The following is an 18,063-nucleotide window of genomic DNA, read 5'->3' on the forward strand; positions in this document are numbered from 1 at the left end:
ACCCGCACGCGGAACTCACCGCCCCTGGTCCACCGTTAGGTGGCAGGGTCGAGAATTGCGTGACTGATCGACGAGGCGAAGGGGTGGCCGGAAGCGTGGCTGCGTTTCTGACACGGGTCAAGAGCGGGTTCCAGCGTCTGCTGGAGCGACCGTCGACGGTCGACCTGAAGAAGTACAAGGACGTCCTGACCTCGATCGAGTGGCGCGAGGAGAAGGTCGCCGAGCTGACCGACGCCGAGCTCACCGCCGCCGCCACGGCGCTGCGCGACCGCAAGATGGACTCCCAGGCGCTGGTGGAGCTGGGCGCGCTGGGCCGCGAGGCCGCCCGGCGGGCGCTGGAGCAGCGCCCGTACGACATGCAGTTGGTCGGCGCCATGGAGCTGCTCAACGGCAGGGTCGTGGAGATGGGCACCGGCGAGGGCAAGACCCTCGCGGGCGCGCTGGCCGCCGCCGGGTACGCGCTGCAGGGCCGGTCGGTGCACGTCCTGTCGGTCAACGACTACCTGGCCCGCCGCGACGCCGAGTGGATGCGCCCGGTGTACGAGCTGCTGGGCGTGAGCGTGGGCTGGGTCGACCAGGAGTCGCTGCCCGGCGCCCGGCGCGCGGCCTACGCCTGCGACGTCACCTACGGGGCGGTCAGCGAGATCGGCTTCGACGTCCTGCGCGACCGGCTGGCCGTGTCGGTGGACGAGCTGGTGCACCGCGAGCCCGACGTCGCCCTGATCGACGAGGCCGACTCGGTGCTGGTCGACGAGGCCAGGGTCCCGCTGGTGATGGCGGGCTCCACCGACGACGCCCAGGCCGACCCCGAGGTCGCCGCCATCGTGCGCACGCTGCGCCCGGGCCAGCACTACGAGCGCGACGAGGACAACCGCAACGCCTGGCTGACCAGCCGCGGCGCGAAGCTCGTGGAGAAGGCCCTCGGCGGCATCGACCTGTACTCCGGCGACCACTCCGACCGGCTCGCCGCGGTCAACGCCGCCCTGCACGCCCAGGCCCTGCTGACCCGCGACGTCGACTACATCGTCCGCGACGGCAAGGTCCACCTGATCAACACCTCCCGCGGCCGGATCGCCCTGCTGCAGCGCTGGCCGGACGGGTTGCAGGCCGCGGTCGAGGCCAAGGAGCGGCTCAAGCCGACCGAGTCCGGCGAGGTGCTGGACTCCATCTCGGTCCAGGGCCTGTTCGGCCGGTACAAGCGCGTCTGCGGGATGACCGGCACGGCGACGGCGGTGGCCGAGCAGCTCCGCGAGTTCTACGAGCTCAAGGTCTCGGTCATCCCGCCGAACAAGCCCTGCGTGCGCGAGGACGCCCCGGACCGGGTGTTCGCCACGGTCGAGGCCAAGGAGGCCGCGCTCATCGACGAGATCGTCGCCGAGCACAAGACGGGTCGCCCGCTGCTGGTCGGCACGCTGGACGTGGCCGAGTCGGAGCGGATCGCGTCCCTGCTGGCCGAGGCCGGGGTGTCGGCGGTGGTGCTCAACGCCAAGAACGACGCGCAGGAGGCGGCCATCGTCTCCGACGCGGGCGCGCACGCGGCGGTGACCGTGTCCACGCAGATGGCCGGGCGCGGCACCGACATCCGGCTCGGCGGGGCCGAGGGCTCCGACGACGACCACGACAAGGTCGCCGAGCTGGGCGGGCTGTACGTGATCGGCTGCGGCCACTACCCCAGCAGCCGCCTGGACTCCCAGCTCCGCGGCCGCTCCGGCCGCCAGGGCGACCCCGGCGGGTCCATCGTGTTCTGCAGCCTGGCCGACGAGCTGGTCACCCAGTACGCGCCGGAGGCCAGCGCGGGCTCCGAGCCCACCGACGACGGGCGGTTGACCGACCAGACCTCGGCCCGGTTCATCGAGCACGCGCAGAAGGTCGCCGAGGGCGTCAACATCGACATCCACCGCAACACCTGGCGCTACACCCGCCTGATCGAGCACCAGCGCTCCCTCGTGCTGGCCTACCGCGACGACGTGCTGCGCACCGACCTGGCCGCCAAGCAGCTCGCCGAGCGGCTGCCGCGGGTGTGGGAGTCGCTGGTCGAGGAGCACACCGCCGAGACCATGGAGCTGGCCGCGCGCCAGATCGTGCTCTACCACCTGGACAAGCGCTGGTCGGAGCACCTGGCGTTCCTGTCGGACGTGCGCGAGACGATCCACCTGCGGGCGCTGGCCCGCGAGACCCCCATCGACGAGTTCCACCGCGTCGCCGTCGGCGAGTTCAAGGGCATCCTCAAGGGCATCGGCGAGCTGGCCGCGGAGAGCCTGGAGACGGTCACGATCACGGAGGCGGGCGCCGACCTGGCCGCCTCGGGCCTGACCCGGCCGACCTCCACCTGGACCTACATGGTCCATGACAACCCGTTCGACAACGAGGCGGAGCAGGCCCTGCAGCGGGTGCGGGCGTCGCTGAAGAAGGTCAAATAGCCTGCGCGGTCCCCGCCCGCCGGTCGTGGCATCATCGGCGGCGGATGCCGGTCACATTTTCGCCTATGAGGCGAAAACATGCTGAAGGATAGCGCCATGTCGCAGCTCCGGATCGCCCTCGCGCAGGTCAACCCCACTGTCGGGGACTTGGCGGGCAACAGCGCCGCCGTTGTCGAGTGGACCAGGAAGGGCGCCGAGCAGGGGGCGCACCTGGTGGTGTTCCCCGAGATGGCGCTGACCGGGTACCCGGTGGAGGACCTGGCCCTGCGCAAGTCCTTCGGCGGCGCGTCGCGGCAGGCCGTCGAGGGGCTCGCGCGCGACCTGGACGCCGCCGGGCTGGGCGAGGTCGCCACCTTCGTCGGCTACCTGGACCTCGACGAGGTGGGTCCGCGCAACGCGGTCGCGGTGCTGCACGGCGGCGCGGTCGTCGCGCGGCAGTTCAAGCACCACCTGCCCAACTACGGGGTGTTCGACGAGCGGCGGATCTTCAAGGCCGGGCACGCGCTGGAGATCGTGCGGGTGCGCGGGCTGGAGGTCGGCATGGTCATCTGCGAGGACATCTGGCAGGAGGGCGGCCCGGTCTCCGCGCTCGGCCAGGCCGGGGTCGACCTGGTCGTCTCGCCGAACGCCTCGCCCTACGAGCGGGCCAAGGACGACCAGCGGCTGCCGCTGGTCGCGCGGCGGGCGGCCGAGGCGGGGGCGCCGCTGGTGTACGTCAACCAGGTCGGCGGGCAGGACGACCTGGTGTTCGACGGCGACTCGATGGTCGTCGACACCGGGGGGGCGCTGCTGACCAGGGCGCCGCAGTTCGTCGAGCACCTGACCGTGCTCGACCTGGACCTGCCGGGCGGCGCCGAGCGGGTCGCCCGGGACACGGTGGACGACTTCGCCGTGCGGCGGGTCGTGCTCTCGGACATGCCCGTGCCCGCCTACGAGCCGCTGCCCGCGCCCGGGATCGCCGAGCCGCTGCCGGACGCGGCGGAGGTGTGGTCCGCCCTGGTCACCGGGCTGCGCGACTACGCGCGCAAGAACGGGTTCCGGTCGGTCGTGCTGGGCCTGTCGGGCGGGATCGACTCGGCCGTCGTCGCGGCGCTGTCGGCCGACGCCCTGGGCGCCGACGCGGTGCACGGGGTGTCGATGCCCTCGGTGTACTCGTCGGAGCACTCGAAGTCGGACGCCGCCGACCTGGCCGAGCGGATCGGGCTGCACTACCAGGTGCAGGAGATCAAGCCGATGGTCGCGACCTTCGTCGAGCAACTGGGCCTGACCGGCCTGGCCGAGGAGAACGTGCAGGCCCGCTGCCGCGGCGTGACCCTGATGGGCCTGTCCAACCAGCACGGTCACCTGGTCCTGGCCACCGGCAACAAGACCGAACTCGCCGTCGGCTACTCCACCATCTACGGCGACGCCGTCGGCGGCTTCGCCCCGATCAAGGACGTCCCGAAGACCCTGGTCTGGGACCTGGCCCGCTGGCGCAACGCCGAGGCCGACAAGCGCGGCGAGGTCCCCCCCATCCCCGAGAGCTCGATCACCAAGCCCCCCTCCGCCGAACTGCGCCCCGACCAGAAGGACAGCGACTCCCTCCCCGACTACGACCTCCTCGACGCCGTCCTGGAGGACTACGTCGAGGGCGACAGCGGCTACGAGGACCTGGTCGCCGCGGGCTTCGAGCCCCCCGTCATCGACAAGGTCCTCCAACTCGTGGACCGAGCCGAGTACAAGCGCCGCCAGTACCCCCCGGGCACCAAGATCAGCTTCAAGGCCTTCGGCCGCGACCGCCGCCTTCCCATCACCAACACCTGGCGCGAGGGCCGCCCCGCCACCGGCTGATCCCCGTCAGTGCCCCGCACTAGTCTCACCCCCTGAAACACGATCTTGGGGGTGAGGCCGGTGACTGCTGCGTGGTCGCTGCTGACGTTGGGCGAAAATCGGGACTTCCAGGGCAACGACGGCTACGAAGACGTGCTCGAGAGCCACTACATCTGGGACGACACCGTCGCCAACCACCGCAAGGTGAAGCGGGGTGACCTCGTCGTGCTGCGCGACAAGAAGCAGGTCCTCGGAGCAGCCATCGTCGAGTACGTCTTTGTGGACAAGAACCGGACCAAGGTGCGAAACCGGTGCCCGCACTGCACCGACACCAGTTTCAAACTGCGGACAACGAAGACGCCGAAGTACTGGTGCTCGGCGTGCAAGTCCGGCTTCGACGACCCGGCGACCGAGGTCATCGACATCACGCGCTACACCGCCTACTACGGGCAGACCTGGCGAGCACTGGGCGGGGCGCTGGACACCGCCCAACTCAAGCCCTACATCAGTGGGGCCGACCAACACGCGATCCGGCTGCTGGACCGCGACAAGGTACTCGACCTGCTCGAGATGTCCTCGGTGCGCCTCACGGCGCCTGCCAAGGCCATCACTGGCAAGACCCTCCCGGCGGGGACCAAGAAACGGCTGGTCGAGGTGCGCACCGGCCAGCCCGCGTTCCGGCAGGCACTGTTGGGCAAATACGGGCTGGTGTGCGCCGTGACCGGCGCGTGCCCTGAAGAAGCGCTGCACGCCGCCCACCTGCGGGCGTTCGCGAAGCACAAGAAGCACGATCCCGACGAGGGAGTGCTACTGCGGGCCGACATACACCAACTGTTCGACCGCGGCCTGCTCGCCGTCGACCCGGCAACGCGGAAGATCGCGGTTGACCCGCGGTTGGCCGACTACCCCGGCTATTGGCAGTTCAACGGTGCCGCACCCGCTGTGGACTGGCGGCAGTTGCCCGACGTCACCGTTTTCGGTGATCACTTCCAGGAAACGGTGATGGGGCGGGTGTGAGGTGCGTCCCAGGGGGTCGTCCGGGGTTCGGGTGGGTGTCACGCTGGGCGGGTAAGCCATCCGGTTGTGCCCGGGGACCCGCAGTGGAGCGGGCCTCGAGGAAAGGACGGTCGAACAGCGATGTCCGAGAACGTTCAGGGTGAGGTCGCGGCTCCGTACGGCGGCGGGGCGACTGCGAAGCCGAGTGGGAAGCGGGTGCGGACCCACCACCTGCTGGAACTCAAGGCCAAGGGTGAGCCGTGGCCGATGTTGACCGCCTACGACATGTACACCGCCGAGATCTTCGACGAGGCGGGCATCCCGGTGCTGCTGGTGGGCGATTCGGCGGCGAACAACGTCTACGGGTATGAGACGTCGTTGCCGGTGACCGTCGAGGAGTTGCTGCCGCTGGTGCGGTCGGTGACGCGGGCGGCCAAGCGGGCGCTGGTGGTGGCCGACCTGCCGTTCGGGTCGTACCAGGTGTCGGTGGAGCAGGCGGTGGCCACGGCGGTGCGGTTCATGAAGGAGGGGCGGGCGCACGCGGTCAAGCTGGAGGGCGGGGCGCACTTCGCGCCGCACGTGAAGGCGTTGACGGCCGCGGGCATCCCGGTCATGGGGCACATCGGGTTCACGCCGCAGAGCGAGCACAACCTGGGCGGCTACCGGGTCCAGGGCCGCGGCGAGGCGGGCGACGAGGTCGTGGCCGACGCGCTGGCGCTGCAGGAGGCCGGGGCGTTCGCGGTCGTCATGGAGATGGTCCCGGCCGAGGTGGCCAAGCGGGTCACCCACGAGCTGCGCGTCCCGACCGTGGGCATCGGCGCCGGGCCGGACTGCGACGGCCAGGTGCTCGTCTGGCAGGACATGATGGGCCTGCGCCGGGGCAAGGGCCCGCGTTTCGTCAAGCGGTACGCCGACCTCTCCGGGGTGATGCTCGGGGCGGCCCGCGCGTTCGCCGACGACGTGCGCGGTCGGGACTTCCCCGCGCCGGAGCACGCCTTCCACTAGGGCGGCGTGGCGGCCCCGGGCTGCCGTGGCGGCTCGGGGCTCGGAAGGCACGGGCGAAAAGGCGGCTGTGCGGGTCCGCGGCGGTCCGGTGCCGGCAGCATGTCCGACATGTCCCTGTACCCCGCGATCTCCCCGCACGCCACCGGCATGCTCGACGTCGGCGACGGACACCGGGTGTACTGGGAGGTCAGCGGCAACCCGGTCGGCAAGCCCGCCGTCGTGCTGCACGGCGGGCCGGGGTCCGGGACGCACCCCGTGCAGCGGCGGCACTTCGACCCGGCGGTGTACCGGATCGTGCTGTTCGACCAGCGGGGGTCCGGGCGCAGCACGCCGCACGTCGCCGAGGACGACGACCTGTCGGCGAACACGCTGTGGCACCTGGTGGGCGACATGGAGTCGCTGCGGGAGCACCTGGGCATCGACCGGTGGCAGCTCTTCGGCGGGTCGTGGGGGTGCACGCTGGCGATGGCCTACGCGCAGCGGTTCCCCCAGCGGGTCTCGGAGATCATCCTGCGCGGGGTGTTCCTGCTGCGGCCGCGGGAGCTGGACTGGCTCTACCGGGGTGGGGCGAGCGCGCTGTTCCCCGAGGCCTGGGTGAAGTTCTCCTCGTTGGTCCCACCTGGTGCCGATCCGCTGGACGCCTACCGGGGCATGGTCTTCGGGCCCGATCCCACCGTGCGGGTGGCCGCGGCGACGGCGTGGAGCAACTGGGAGGGGGCGACCGTCTCGCTGCTGCCCGCCCCGTCGCTGATCGCGCAGTACTCCGAGCCGCGGTTCGCGGTGGCCTTCGCCCGGGTCGCGCTGCACTACTTCGCGCACCGGGGCTGGCTCGAGGACGACCAGTTGATCAAGGAGGCGGGAGCGCTGGCGGGCATCCCGGGGCGCATCGTCCAGGGCCGCTACGACGTGGTCTGCCCACCGGTCACCGCGTGGGAGCTGCGCCAGGCCTGGCCGGACTCCCGGCTGAACATCCTGCCCGGCGCGGGCCACGCCACCTCCGACCACGGCGTGCTCGACGCGCTGCGCGAGGCGACGGACGAGTTCCGTTAGGCCGTGTGCCGGGAGCGGCTTCTGAGTACACGGCCTAGAAAGCGGCGTCGAGGGCGTGCCAGGCGTCGAGCAGTGACGGCCCGTACCAGGTCAGGTAGCGGCCGTTGACCAGCACGGGGCGCTTGCCCGGGAAGAAGCCCGGCCCGTCGTCGGCCGTGAACTCGTAGGGCTCGTCCGGGAGCACCACCAGGTCGGCCTCGGTGTCGACCAGCTCCGACAGCGGCGGCCGCGGGTAGCGCTCGGGGTGCTCGGCGTAGGCGTTCGAGACGCCCAGCCGCAGCAGCACGTCCCCGGCGAAGGTGTCGCGGCCCAGGACGATCCACGGCTTGCGCCAGACCGGGACGATCGCCGTCGCCCGGTGCGGTCGTGGTGTGGCCCAGAGCTCGGCCGCCTCCAGCAGCCAGTCGGGAACCCGCGCCCCCAGGGCCTCCGTGACCAGACGGCGGACCGACTCCAGAGCGGCCGGGACCGTCGCGGGGGCCTCGGTGACCCAGACGGCGACCCCTGCACTTCTCAGGTCGCTGACATCGCCTGGACGGTTCTCCTCGGCGTTGCCAACCACCAGATCGGGTGACAGGGCCAGGATCTTGTCCACCGAGGGGTACTTCGAGCCACCGATCCGGACGACGTCCAGGTCGGCGGGGTGGGTGCAGTAGTCAGTGGCCCCGACCAGGGTCGTCAGCGGTGCGATGGCGTCGGTCAGCGACGGGACCAGGCTGACCACCCGGCGCGGGTGGTCAGCCAGCGGGACCTCGGCGCCCAGGTCGTCGGTGGGCACCTAGATGTCGGTGATCCGCAGGCCCGCGTGGGCCTTGTACCGGCGGTTGATGGCGATGAGGTTCGCCGTCAGCGCCTCGACCTGGTGGGCGTTGCGCAGCCTGCCGCCGTAGACGCCGCGGAAGCCGGGGATGGCGTCGGCGAGGGCGCGGACGAGGTCGGTGGCCTCGCGGTCGTCGCCGAGGACGAGGACGTCCATGTCCAGGTCGGTGATCGACAGGTCGGCCAGCGAGACCGCGGAGACGTGGTGGAACGCGGCGGTGACCCGGGAGTCCGGCAGGACCTGCTCGGCCTGCTGGGCGGCGCTGCCCTCCTGCACCGGCAGCGCGAACGGGCCCTGCTTGTCGAAGCCGAGCGGGTTGACGCAGTCGATGACGATCTTGCCCGTCAGCTCGTCGCGCAGCGCCGCCAGCAGGTCGCGGTGGCCGTCCCAGGGCACGGCGACCAGGACCACGTCGGCGTCGGCGGCGCAGCCCGCGTTGTCCAGGCCGGTGATGTGGTCGACCCCGGCCAGCCCGCGCAGCTCGGCGGCGGCGGTCTCGGCCCGGTCCGCGGCCCGGGAGCCGAGCACGACCGGGATGCCCGCGGCCGCCCAGCGCAGGGCCAGGCCCTTGCCCTGCGGCCCGGTGCCGCCCAGGACGCCGACCTTGAGCTTGCTGACGTCAGTCACGCGCAGTCCCTTCCGTTCCCTCGTCCCGCCCCGGCACCAAGGTAGTCGCCGGGGCGAACGACACCCGACGGCGGTCGACGTCGACCTCGGTCAGCCGGACCCGGATCGTCGCCCCCTCCGGCAGTCCGGCGCCCGCGCACCTGGCCAGCACCGGCGGCTCGACGATGAACACCTCGGCGGACTCGGCGCCCGCCCGCAGCACGACCGCGTCGAACTCCTCGCCGACCCGGTCGGCGAGCACCCACGCCTCCACCTGGTCCAGGCACGCCCGGTCGACCTTGGCGGCGAGCCCGTCGGAGGCCGCCATCAGGTCGGGCAGCGTCGGCAGCGCCGTGCGCACCCACTCCGGCACCGGCTCCCCCGCGCACACCGCAAGGCACACCTCGGTGGCGAACCGGTCGACGAGCCTGCGCAGCGGGGCGGTGACGTGCGCGTACGGCGCCGCGATGCCCGCGTGCTCGCTGAGCTCGGGCTCGGCCCCGTCGAACACCGTGTACCCGGCGCCGCGCAGCAGCCGGGTGGCGTCCATGTACAGCGCCATCACCCCGGGCCGTGCGGCGTCGAGCCCGCTGAGGAACCGCGCGACCGGCACGGCGGCGGGCCAGTCCAGGCCCAGCGTCGCGGCCGAGCGCCGCAGCCACTCCACCGCCTCGGGGTCGACGGGGGGCAGGGTGCGCAGGACGCCGATCCGCGCGTCAATCATGATCTTCGCCGCGGCGGTCCCGGTCAGCAGGGAGATCTCGGCGTTCCAGGCGTCGGTGTCGTTGCGCAGCCGCAGCGCCAGCCGCCACCCGTCGCCGTCGCGCTCGACCCGCTGGTCGGGCAGTTGCAGCTCGACGGCCCCGCGCTCGATGGCCCGCTCCCGGCGCAGCCTGCCCACCTCGGGCAGCAGGGCGATCGACTCGTGCCCCTCGGCCAGCGCGGTCCGGTACTCCAACTGGGCCCGCGACCGGACCAGCGCGCGGTCGACCCGGGCGTCGACCAGCTCGCCGCGGTGGTCGAGGTCGATGGTCCACAGCGCGGCGGGGGCCGTCTGGTCCGGCAGCAGGCTCGCCACGGCCTCGGACAGGACCGGCGGGTGCAGCGGCACCTTGCCGTCGGGCAGGTAGAGGGTCTGCCCGCGCCCGCGGGCCTCCTGGTCGAGCTCGCCCTCGGGCACGACGAACGCGCCGACGTCGGCGATCGCGTAGTGGACCCGGTAGCCGTCGCCGACCCGCTCGATCGCCATGGCCTGGTCGAGGTCGCGCGCCCCGGGCGGGTCGATGGTGACCAGCGGGACGTCGGTCGCGTCGCGCCTGCTGCCCGCCGGGGCGGTGGCCGCGGCGTGCTCGGCCTCGTCGAGGGCGGGCCGCGGGTACTCGTCCGGGAGCGAGAAGTCCTGCCTGACCCGATGGAACGCGCTGGTGTCCACCACCGCACACTATCGGCTCACCCGCGCCCGCCGCCGGAAACGCCGGAGGGCGCGGTCCCGGCCAGGCCCGCGGCGCGGAGGGCTACTCCTTCTCCTGCCAGTCCTTGTCCTTGCGGTCCTCGGCCTCGGTGCGCTCGCGGGCGGCCTGCAGGGCGCGCTCGGCCGACTCGCGGTCCGGGTAGGGGCCCATGCGGTCGATGGCCTTGCCGATGTCACCGTGCTCGACCTGGTTGGTCTTGGTGTTGTACCACCAGCGGGTGTCGGGGTTGGGGTCCTTGTTCCTGTTGAACATGGCCATCAGCTAACTCCAGCCCGGTGACTGCTGCATGGGGATGCCCCGCGGCGGGGTGTCCTGGTTGGCGTTCTCGTGCTGGCTGGGGATCGGGTCCAGGCACGAGACCAGCACGGTCTGCGACTCCGGGTCCTCGATCCGCTTGCCGTTGCGCTCGCGGTAGACCATCTCCCCGTCGACATCGATCTCGACGAAGCAGCCGACCTCGGCGAGCTGGTCCTCGTCGAGGTCGACGAGGCGTTCGCGGCGCGAGGGCACGACCCGGTACTCGGGCCAGTCCAGGTGGGCGTAGACCTGGTGGAACTCGTGCATGAGCTGGGCCATCTGCTGCTGCCACGGGATCGGCATGCCCTCGGCCAGCGAACGCGGGACGACCGCGTACTGCTGGCTCACACCGGGCTTGCGGGACGACTCGAGGTACTCGCGGAGCGGCTTCCTGGGGTCGTTGTACACGGCGACTCCTTGCTACACACCGGGTCGGACGGCCTGGGCCATCAGCCCGCCCTCGGTGAACTTCAGCGGCCGGATGTGCACCGGCACACCGGTCTGCTGGGCTTCGACGATCTTGTTGTCGCCCAGGTACATGGCCACGTGGTGGATGGTGCTGGGGTCCGAGGTGTCCCGGGCCCAGAACAGCATGTCACCGGGCTGGGCCTGCTCCAAGGGCAGCAGGGCGCCCGCGCGGTACTGCTCGCGGGAGGTCCGCGGGAGCTGGATGCCCGCGGACCGGTAGGACTGCAGCATCAGGCTGGAGCAGTCGTAGGAGTTCTGCTGGTTGACCAGGGCGCCCCACTGGTAGGGCTTGCCCTGCTGGCCGAGCGCCCATTGGATGGCGGAGCCCGCCGCGGCGGTGGGGGCGGGCAGCAGGTTGCCGACGCCCTGGCCGCAGCCGGTGAAGTTGGCGACCTGGCCGACGTCGCCGATGAGGTGCGCGGCCATCGACTCCCAGCGGTGGTACCGGTCCGGGAAGGCCGAGCGCTCGACGTCCTGGGCCGAGTCGCCGGGGCGCTGCCCCTCCCAGCCGTCGATGTCGAGCAGGACGTCGTAGAACTTGTTGATGGCGTAGGTGGGGTCGGTGACCTGCTGCGGGGTGCCCCAGCCCATCGAGGGGCGCATCTGGAAGATGCCCAGGGAGTCCCGGTCGCCGTAGGACAGGCTGCGCAGGCCCGACTCGGTCATGCCCGCCTGGATGGCGACCTGCCAGGCCAGCGGGGGCAGCTCGCGCTGCTGGCCGATCTGGATGATGGCCGCGACGGTGCCGCGCTGCTCGCCGGTGAGGTTGGCAGCGGCCTCCGCGCCCGACCCGGCCGGGCCGGTGGTGATGGGTCCGAGGCTGGCGTTGCACGAGGCCAGCCGCACCTGGTTGGCGGGCTGCTCGGACTGGCCGACAACCGTGGCCACGCCGGTGCCGACGACGACGGCGAGCACACCCGCCACGGCCACCCCGGTGATCACCGTCCCCCGCATGTCAGTCCCCTTGCTCGTAGTCGGCGACGCGCCACTGCCCGGCGCCGGTGTCGATGACGGTCAGCAGCAGGTCGCCCTCGTCCGTGGGCACCCTGGCCTGCACGGACTTCGGGTAGGAGCGGACGGCCTCCGGCTCCCCGGTGACCCGCGTGGCGCGCACGTTCTCCGGGTCGACCGTCTCCATCCTCGGCAGGAACTCCTCGGTGGTGAACGGGCGCATCCCCTCGACCCACTCGGCCGAGGTGATGCCGGTCGGGTGGTTGACCCACTTCTCGGTCCACTGCCGCGCGACCGCCAGCGCGCCCGGCGCGGGCGGCACGGAACTGGGGGTCTCGCTGGGCCCGGTGAGCCTGGTCTGCGCCGGGGTCGAGGTCCTGGTGCTGCCCGAGGTCCCGGACGGGATCGCCGACGCCGCGCCCGCGACCGGGTTCTGCGACGCCGGGGGCGTGCGGTCGCCGACCAGGCCGGGGACCACGAACCCGATGGCCGCGATCAGCACCACCAGCGCGAACGCGGCGACCGCGAGGTGCCGTGGGGAGCGCAGCGGCCAACCCCACAGCTTGCGGTACACCGCGGCGCGGCCGCGGTTGGTGCGGATCGGCATGGGCTCACCTCACCGCCGAGTCGGTCTCGAGCGGGCCGTCGTTGAGCGAGATCCGCCTCGGCGGGGCGTCCGGGGCGACCTCGAGGCCGCGCGACGGGCGGTAGACCACGTGGGCGGGCCTGCCCTGCACCATCTCGACCTCGGCGGCGCGCGGCGCGGGCTGCTGCGGGGCGCGCTCGACGGGCGCGTCGAACGAGGCGCCGCGAGACGCGACCATCGACGGCACCACCACGGCGTCCTCGCCGCGGTCCCAGCCCCGGTCGGCGACCGGGGCGGTGTCGATGGTCCGGCTGGCGCCGTCGACGACGACGCGGCTGCCCGGCGACCCCCGGCCGGGGGTGACCACGAGCTGCCCGGACTCCGAGCGCGAGGACTCGATGAGCGGCCGGGAGCCGCCGATGGCGCCCGCGGCGGTGCGGCCGCGGCCGTCGGCGCGCTCGGCCGTGGCGGTGACGGTGACCGGGTTGCCCGCCTCCGGGCGCGGGCGGCGGCCCGAGTCGGTGGTGGCCAGGGCGCCGCGCTCGGCGGCCTCGCCGTCGCGCACGGTCTCCCAGAACTCGTCCTGCGGGGTGGGGCCCTGGTGCTTGTTGCGGCGGAACCGGCTGAACAGGCCGGACCCGGCCTCGGGCATCGACGCCCCGGCCGCGCCCACCGACAGCTCCAGCATCTGCCACATCCGCCGCATCGGGCGGCCGACCAGGAAGAACACCATGGTCACCGCGGCGGCCAGCAGCATCTGGGTGAGCAGGTTGAGCTGCGCGGTCGGGGAGAAGATCAGCTCGAGGAACTTGAAGTGCACCCCGGCCAGCATCGCCAGCACCAGCACGTTGAGCACCACCGCGCCGACGGCCCTGCCGACCTTGCGCAGGATGTCGTGGTGGATCAGCGCGACCAGGCCGATGATCGGCGCGGTCAGCGCGAGGACGCGCAGCAGGAGCTGGGCCAGCAGCACCGACAGCTTCGCGAAGAGCTGGAACAGCGAGTACACGATCGACTGGAACAGCGACAGGATGCCCGCGCCGGTGCGGGAGCCGTCGGTGCCCTTGAAGTAGCCGGTCGCCGGGCCGAGCTGGCCCGCGATGGCGGTGTACTCGGCCTTCTTGGCCTGCTCGGCGGCGTTGTCGGCGTCGCGGCCGGTGACCACGTCGTCGCGGGTCCAGGCCTGCGCGGCGAGCAGCTTGGGGCCGTACTCGATGGCCTGCGGGGAGTCCGGCGCGCCGAACTCGCCGCGCGCCCAGTTCTCGTAGACGACCTTGTTGTGCAGCTCGGTCGGCAGGATGTGCCGCACGACCCGGTCCTCCTCCGGGTCGACGAAGCCCGCCTGGATGCCGGTGGTGGTGCGCACGATCAGGTCGTCGACCCGGTCGTAGTTGCTCACCAGCACCGCGGAGGACGCCGCCAGCCAGATGCCCGCGATCGCGAACAGGGCGCGCTTGCTGACCGTGGCCAGGTCGCCCTTCCAGATCTGGCGGAACATCAGGATGGCCAGCACCAGCATGAAGATGCTGAAGAGCTGGGTGTAGATGTTGTCGAAGACCGCGTCGGCGGCCTTGCCGATCTGCTCGTTGAGCCCGCCGAGGACGCCGCCGTTGAGCAGCGTGTAGTGCAGGGAGTTCGTGGCGCCGATGATGTTCTTGGCGACGCTGAACAGCTCGTTGCCCAGCCAGGTGTCGATGGTGGCGCCGGGGTCGGACACGCCCGCGGGGACCAGGCCGCCGCAGGACTCGTCGTAGACGTGCCAGACCATGCCCGCGTAGCCGTAGGTGATGTACGGGCTGCCCTGCTCGCCGTTGCCCTGCGGGGGGTCGATGGCGCCGACCATGCCCGCGCCGGGGCGCTCGGGGTTGGGCGCGCAGGAGGTGTTGTCCTGCGCCATCGCGGGCGTGCCGATCAGCGCCTGCATCGCGACCAGCCCCGCGACCAGCGCCAACGCGGCGCCGCGGCCGCGGCGCTTGAGCCCGGAGGCGATGAACCGCCGCGCCTTGACCAGGGCGACAACGCCGACCAGCACCATGACCGTGATCATCAGACGTCCACCAACCTCGGGTGACCGGGCACAATCTTGATCAATCTAGCCAACGCGGGCTCGACGTGGACAGGGTTGTCCCCCTGTTGCTTGTCACCCTCACGCTCGGTCACGCCGCGTCCTCGCGGCCGCGCTTCTTGCCCTTCTTGCGGTCGCCGTCCGGGCCGCCCTCGTCGTCGGCGACCAGGGTGCCCTCGAGCGCGCCCGCGTCGAGGTAGTCGTCCTCGGTCAGGCCGAGCTCGAACTCCGCGGCCCGCTCGAACTCCTCGTCGTTGCCCGCGGCCTCGATGAGGTCGTACTGGGCCTCGGGGATCTCCGGCGCCGTGGCCCGCTCGCTGTCCGGCGTGGGCAGCCGGTCGCGCTGGGCGTCCGGGGTGGTGTCCATGACCGCGCGCAGGTGGTCGAGGTGGTCGCCGGACAGGTCGATGCGGATGCGCTCCACACCGCCCGCGCCGTCGCCGAAGATGAACTGGCGGGGGGCCAGGTCGCGCTCGACCGCGGCGGCGCGCTGCCCGCCGGGGCGGCGGCCCAGGCCCGCCACGACCTGCTCGTACCCGGCGGCGACGGGCACCTTGAGCAGGCGCAGCGCGTCGGCCTGGGCCTGGTCGTCGTCGAGGCGGCCGATGAACACCGAGTCGAGCAGGGCGACGAAGCCCTGGATCTTGAGGAAGTCGGCCGGGATCTGCGAGGACAGCAGGACGCGCACGTTCCACTTGCGCGAGTCGCGGGCGAAGCGGTTCATCAGCACGCGGCCGGTGGGGACCTCGGAGAGGAAGAACGCCTCGTCGATCCAGACGCCCTTGCGCATGTCCTTGGGCTTCTCGTAGATCGAGCGCTGGGTCAGCCAGGCGGCGAGGTTGAGCATCTCCACGCCCAGGGCCTCGGCGTCGGTCCAGTGCTCGCGGCCCACGCCGTCCTTGGGCAGGGTCAGCCCGGCCATGGTGAGCACGGTGAGCCGGTCGTCGCGCTGCTCGTCGTAGGGGTCGGCGCCGCGCTCGGGGATGAGCAGCGACATGCGCTCCTTCATCTCGTCGAGGAAGTCGGCGACGACGACGGCGTGCTCGCGGTGCTCGGAGGCGTCGCGGCGCAGCGCGTCGAACACCAGCGACGGGTCGGCGTCGGCGCGCCCGCCCACGGTCCGGACCGCGCGCAGCAGCACGATGCGGCTCTGCGGCAGCCGGGCGATCTCGTAGGGCAGCAGGCCGGTGAGCACGTCGAGGACCAGGCGGCGCCGCGTCGCGGCGGCCAGCGCCTTCTCCCGGCGCCAGGCCCGCTCCGGGTCCTCCTCGTCGAGGAAGTGGTCGATCTTGGGCTCGGCGACCACCCGGTACGGGTTGAGGATGCCCGCCTGCGCGTTGAGCAGGTTGATCGGCCGCGCGTAGGGGCGCAGCTCGGGCAGGTCGCACAGCTTGGCCAGCGGGCCGGACGGGTCGAGCACGGTCCAGTGCGCGCCCGCGCGCAGCGTCTTGTAGACGATGCCGCCGCCGAGGAACGACTTGCCGCCGCCGAGGCCCGCGACCATCGCGGTCAGGCCGGAGGCGTCGCGGATCTCCTGGGCCATCCACGGGTCCCAGGCCACCGGGCGGCGGGTGGCGGTGCAGGTCTCGCCGAGCAGGATGCCGCGCCGGTCGCCGACCTCGGCGGTGGCGGTGGGCACGGCCGAGGCCGCCCAGATCACCGAGCCGCGGCGCAGGTAGGCGCCCGAGGCCAGCGGCTCGCCCGGGATGAACTCCCGCGCCATGGCGTACTGCGCCTCGGGGTGCTCGATGGCGACCTTGGGCTTGTAGAGGTCGAGGAGCTGCTGGGCCAGGCGCAGCGCGTCGCGCTCGGTCGGGCCGGACACCGCCAGCCGCCACCAGGACCGCACGCGGGTGGCCAGGGCGGTGAAGCCCGAGGTCATCTCGTCGTCGATCTCCAGCACCCGGCTGGCCTGGCGGGCCAGCGACTGCGGCGGCTCGAGCTCGTGCTCGTCGGTGTAGTGCTTGACCTGCGAGCGGACCTTGTTCATCTGCCGCTGCAGCTCGCCCTGGACCTCTTCCGGCCGTCGCACGTAGATGCGGGCGGACCACTCCACCGCGGCGGGCAGCCGGTCGGAGCGCTGCACCCACGGGTCGTCGATCTCGGGGATGGTCAGGCCGTGCATCATGCCGACGGTCAGCACGGTGACGTGCCGGGTGACCCCGGCGTTGGAGCCGGTGCGGCCGCGCACGGTCACCGTCGGGGAGTAGGGCTCCTGGTGGAAGTCGGCGGCGTCGGTGAAGCTGGCCAGGTCCTCCGGCTCCCAGGTCGCGCCGGGCACCGCGGGCATGTTGCGCGGCGCGGGCAGGCCCAGCGAGCACGAGCGGTGCATCAGCCAGGACATCTCCTCGGCCGTGGCCGGGCGGCCCTCCAGGCCCGCGGAGCCGACGACCTGGTCGAGGTGCTCGACCTCGGACTCGATCGCCATCAGCTCGGCGTCGACGGCGTCCGGGAAGACCTTGCGCAGCAGCGGGGCGGCCCGCTCGACGGCCCGGTCGACCACGTTGCGGGTCTGCACCTGGACGCCGAGGTAGACCTCCTTCTCGGCCATGGAGCGGCCGAGGAGCTGCTGCTGCTCGCCGACGAGGTAGTCGTCGAAGCTGAGCGCGCCGGGGACGTCGGGCAGCCGGTTGACCGCGTTGTGCACGTGCGCCTCGGCCCACATGCGGATCGGGTAGGGCCGGGTGGTCACCCGCAGGTGCATCCAGCGGCCGGAGAGCTCGGCGTACTGCCCGGCGATGGCGGCGATGAGGTCCTGGCGCTGGGAGTCCGAGCGGAACGACCAGCGCTGCGGGGCCAGCCGGTACCAGGCGAACACGTCGGCGCCGGTGCGCAGCAGATGCCCGTCGATGGAGCGGGTGGCGATCTGCGGGGTGTAGCTGGGCACGGCCTGCTCACCGGGCAGCCGCCTGCCGCGCTTGCGGGCCTGGGCTTGCTCGTAGCGGGCGGACCGGTCCTGCGGGTGTCCCGCCGGGTAGGGGGCGAGCGCCTCCTGCTGCTCTCCCTTACGGCGTCCGAACACCGCTGACCTCCCTGTCGCTCGTCGTGCGCGGCCTGCGCTTCGGCGTCCGCTGTCTGCCGGCCTCCTGCTTGCTCCGCTTCGCGCGGCTGCGTTCCCTGGCCGCCTCGGCCCGGCGGCGCGTGCGGTCGCTGCGTCTGGGGTACTCAGCCCGCACCCGCACCGATGCCGCGCTCACCGCGCCGCCGTCGCTGGCGGTGTTCTCCCGGGGGGCGTTCAGCTCGCGCGCCCACATGGCCAGCACGGCGCCCAGCGGGCGCTCGTGGCTGATCTTCGCGGTGATCACCATGGTCAGCGCGACGGTGCCCACCATCCCCCAGGCGAACGACCAGAACAAGCCGATGCCCAGATTCCGCAGGATCGTCAGGACCACCAGGAACACCGCGGAGCCCACGCCCCAGGCCACGTACCGCGCCCGCCACGGGAACGTCGCCTTCGGCGGGCCCAGCCAGACGGCGTCGACCCGGTACACGTCGTCGTCGGTGCGTATCCGCACGTC

The 18,063-nt window shown here is 72.4% G+C and carries 15 protein-coding genes; 5 read left to right on the plus strand and 10 right to left on the minus strand.

All coding sequences use genetic code 11. From position 1 onward, the window contains the following. Window positions 1-95: 95 nt before the first annotated feature. The 5 genes from secA2 (at window position 96) to pip (ending at window position 7,280) form a co-directional block, all read left to right on the plus strand. Window positions 96-2,420: an accessory Sec system translocase SecA2 gene (gene secA2, locus GCL84_RS03670; protein WP_156753906.1), complete on the plus strand. Its 2,325-nt coding sequence runs from the start codon at window positions 96-98 to the stop codon at window positions 2,418-2,420. A 96-nt stretch (window positions 2,421-2,516) separates the two neighbouring features. Next, window positions 2,517-4,250 carry an NAD+ synthase gene (locus tag GCL84_RS03675; RefSeq protein WP_156753907.1) on the plus strand — a complete coding sequence of 578 codons (1,734 nt, stop codon included), beginning with the start codon at window positions 2,517-2,519 and terminating at the stop codon, window positions 4,248-4,250. Window positions 4,251-4,310: 60 nt separating this feature from the next. Further along, a complete protein-coding gene (locus tag GCL84_RS03680) occupies window positions 4,311-5,246 on the plus strand; it encodes an HNH endonuclease (RefSeq protein ID WP_156753908.1) in 936 nt (311 codons plus the stop codon). Window positions 5,247-5,366: 120 nt separating this feature from the next. Then, window positions 5,367-6,230 (plus strand): 3-methyl-2-oxobutanoate hydroxymethyltransferase, encoded by an 864-nt coding sequence (gene panB / locus GCL84_RS03685; RefSeq protein ID WP_156753909.1) that lies wholly within the window; start codon window positions 5,367-5,369, stop codon window positions 6,228-6,230. Window positions 6,231-6,329: 99 nt separating this feature from the next. Then, window positions 6,330-7,280: a prolyl aminopeptidase gene (gene pip / locus GCL84_RS03690; protein WP_156753910.1), complete on the plus strand. Its 951-nt coding sequence runs from the start codon at window positions 6,330-6,332 to the stop codon at window positions 7,278-7,280. A 34-nt stretch (window positions 7,281-7,314) separates the two neighbouring features. Here pip and GCL84_RS03695 read toward each other — a convergent pair whose 3' ends face one another. The 10 genes from GCL84_RS03695 to GCL84_RS03740 all read right to left on the minus strand — a co-directional run bounded on the left by GCL84_RS03695 (window position 7,315) and on the right by GCL84_RS03740 (window position 18,060). Then, complete coding sequence (locus tag GCL84_RS03695; protein WP_156753911.1) at window positions 7,315-8,058, minus strand: helical backbone metal receptor; 744 nt, start codon at window positions 8,056-8,058, stop codon at window positions 7,315-7,317. After that, window positions 8,059-8,727, minus strand: coding sequence for an NADPH-dependent F420 reductase (gene npdG / locus GCL84_RS03700; RefSeq protein WP_156753912.1), 669 nt, complete (start codon window positions 8,725-8,727; stop codon window positions 8,059-8,061). After that, on the minus strand, window positions 8,720-10,138 hold the full coding sequence (locus GCL84_RS03705; protein ID WP_235925970.1) for an RNB domain-containing ribonuclease: 1,419 nt from the start codon (window positions 10,136-10,138) through the stop codon (window positions 8,720-8,722). Before GCL84_RS03705 ends, npdG begins: the two co-directional genes overlap by 8 nt. Before the next feature lie 82 nt (window positions 10,139-10,220). Then, entirely contained in the window at window positions 10,221-10,436 is a 216-nt protein-coding gene (locus tag GCL84_RS03710) for a hypothetical protein (RefSeq protein WP_407924360.1), read from the minus strand. 3 nt (window positions 10,437-10,439) lie between these two features. Further along, entirely contained in the window at window positions 10,440-10,883 is a 444-nt protein-coding gene (locus GCL84_RS03715; RefSeq protein ID WP_156753914.1) for a hypothetical protein, read from the minus strand. 12 nt (window positions 10,884-10,895) lie between these two features. Then, on the minus strand, window positions 10,896-11,897 hold the full coding sequence (locus GCL84_RS03720; protein WP_156753915.1) for a C40 family peptidase: 1,002 nt from the start codon (window positions 11,895-11,897) through the stop codon (window positions 10,896-10,898). 1 nt (window position 11,898) lies between these two features. Beyond that, complete coding sequence (locus GCL84_RS03725; RefSeq protein WP_156753916.1) at window positions 11,899-12,501, minus strand: hypothetical protein; 603 nt, start codon at window positions 12,499-12,501, stop codon at window positions 11,899-11,901. A gap of 4 nt (window positions 12,502-12,505) precedes the next feature. Further along, window positions 12,506-14,527 (minus strand): magnesium transporter, encoded by a 2,022-nt coding sequence (locus tag GCL84_RS03730; protein ID WP_235925971.1) that lies wholly within the window; start codon window positions 14,525-14,527, stop codon window positions 12,506-12,508. Between the two features lie 109 nt (window positions 14,528-14,636). Beyond that, window positions 14,637-17,567, minus strand: a complete 2,931-nt coding sequence (locus GCL84_RS03735) for an ATP-binding protein (protein ID WP_156753917.1) — start codon at window positions 17,565-17,567, stop codon at window positions 14,637-14,639. Beyond that, on the minus strand, window positions 17,551-18,060 hold the full coding sequence (locus GCL84_RS03740; RefSeq protein ID WP_156753918.1) for a hypothetical protein: 510 nt from the start codon (window positions 18,058-18,060) through the stop codon (window positions 17,551-17,553). The genes GCL84_RS03735 and GCL84_RS03740 overlap by 17 nt, the downstream gene beginning before the upstream one ends. Window positions 18,061-18,063 lie beyond the last annotated feature (3 nt).

The organism is Actinokineospora pegani, assembly GCF_009745975.1.
Lineage (GTDB): Bacteria > Actinomycetota > Actinomycetes > Mycobacteriales > Pseudonocardiaceae > Actinokineospora > Actinokineospora pegani.

Coding starts and splice junctions, on each gene's coding strand:
- GCL84_RS03730 (WP_235925971.1), bottom strand. CDS start 14,527: ATGATCACGGTCATGGTGCTGGTCGGCGTTGTCGCCCTGGTCAAGGCG.
- panB (WP_156753909.1), top strand. CDS start 5,367: ATGTCCGAGAACGTTCAGGGTGAGGTCGCGGCTCCGTACGGCGGCGGG.
- GCL84_RS03720 (WP_156753915.1), bottom strand. CDS start 11,897: ATGCGGGGGACGGTGATCACCGGGGTGGCCGTGGCGGGTGTGCTCGCC.
- GCL84_RS03725 (WP_156753916.1), bottom strand. CDS start 12,501: ATGCCGATCCGCACCAACCGCGGCCGCGCCGCGGTGTACCGCAAGCTG.
- GCL84_RS03675 (WP_156753907.1), top strand. CDS start 2,517: ATGTCGCAGCTCCGGATCGCCCTCGCGCAGGTCAACCCCACTGTCGGG.
- pip (WP_156753910.1), top strand. CDS start 6,330: ATGTCCGACATGTCCCTGTACCCCGCGATCTCCCCGCACGCCACCGGC.
- GCL84_RS03710 (WP_407924360.1), bottom strand. CDS start 10,436: ATGGCCATGTTCAACAGGAACAAGGACCCCAACCCCGACACCCGCTGG.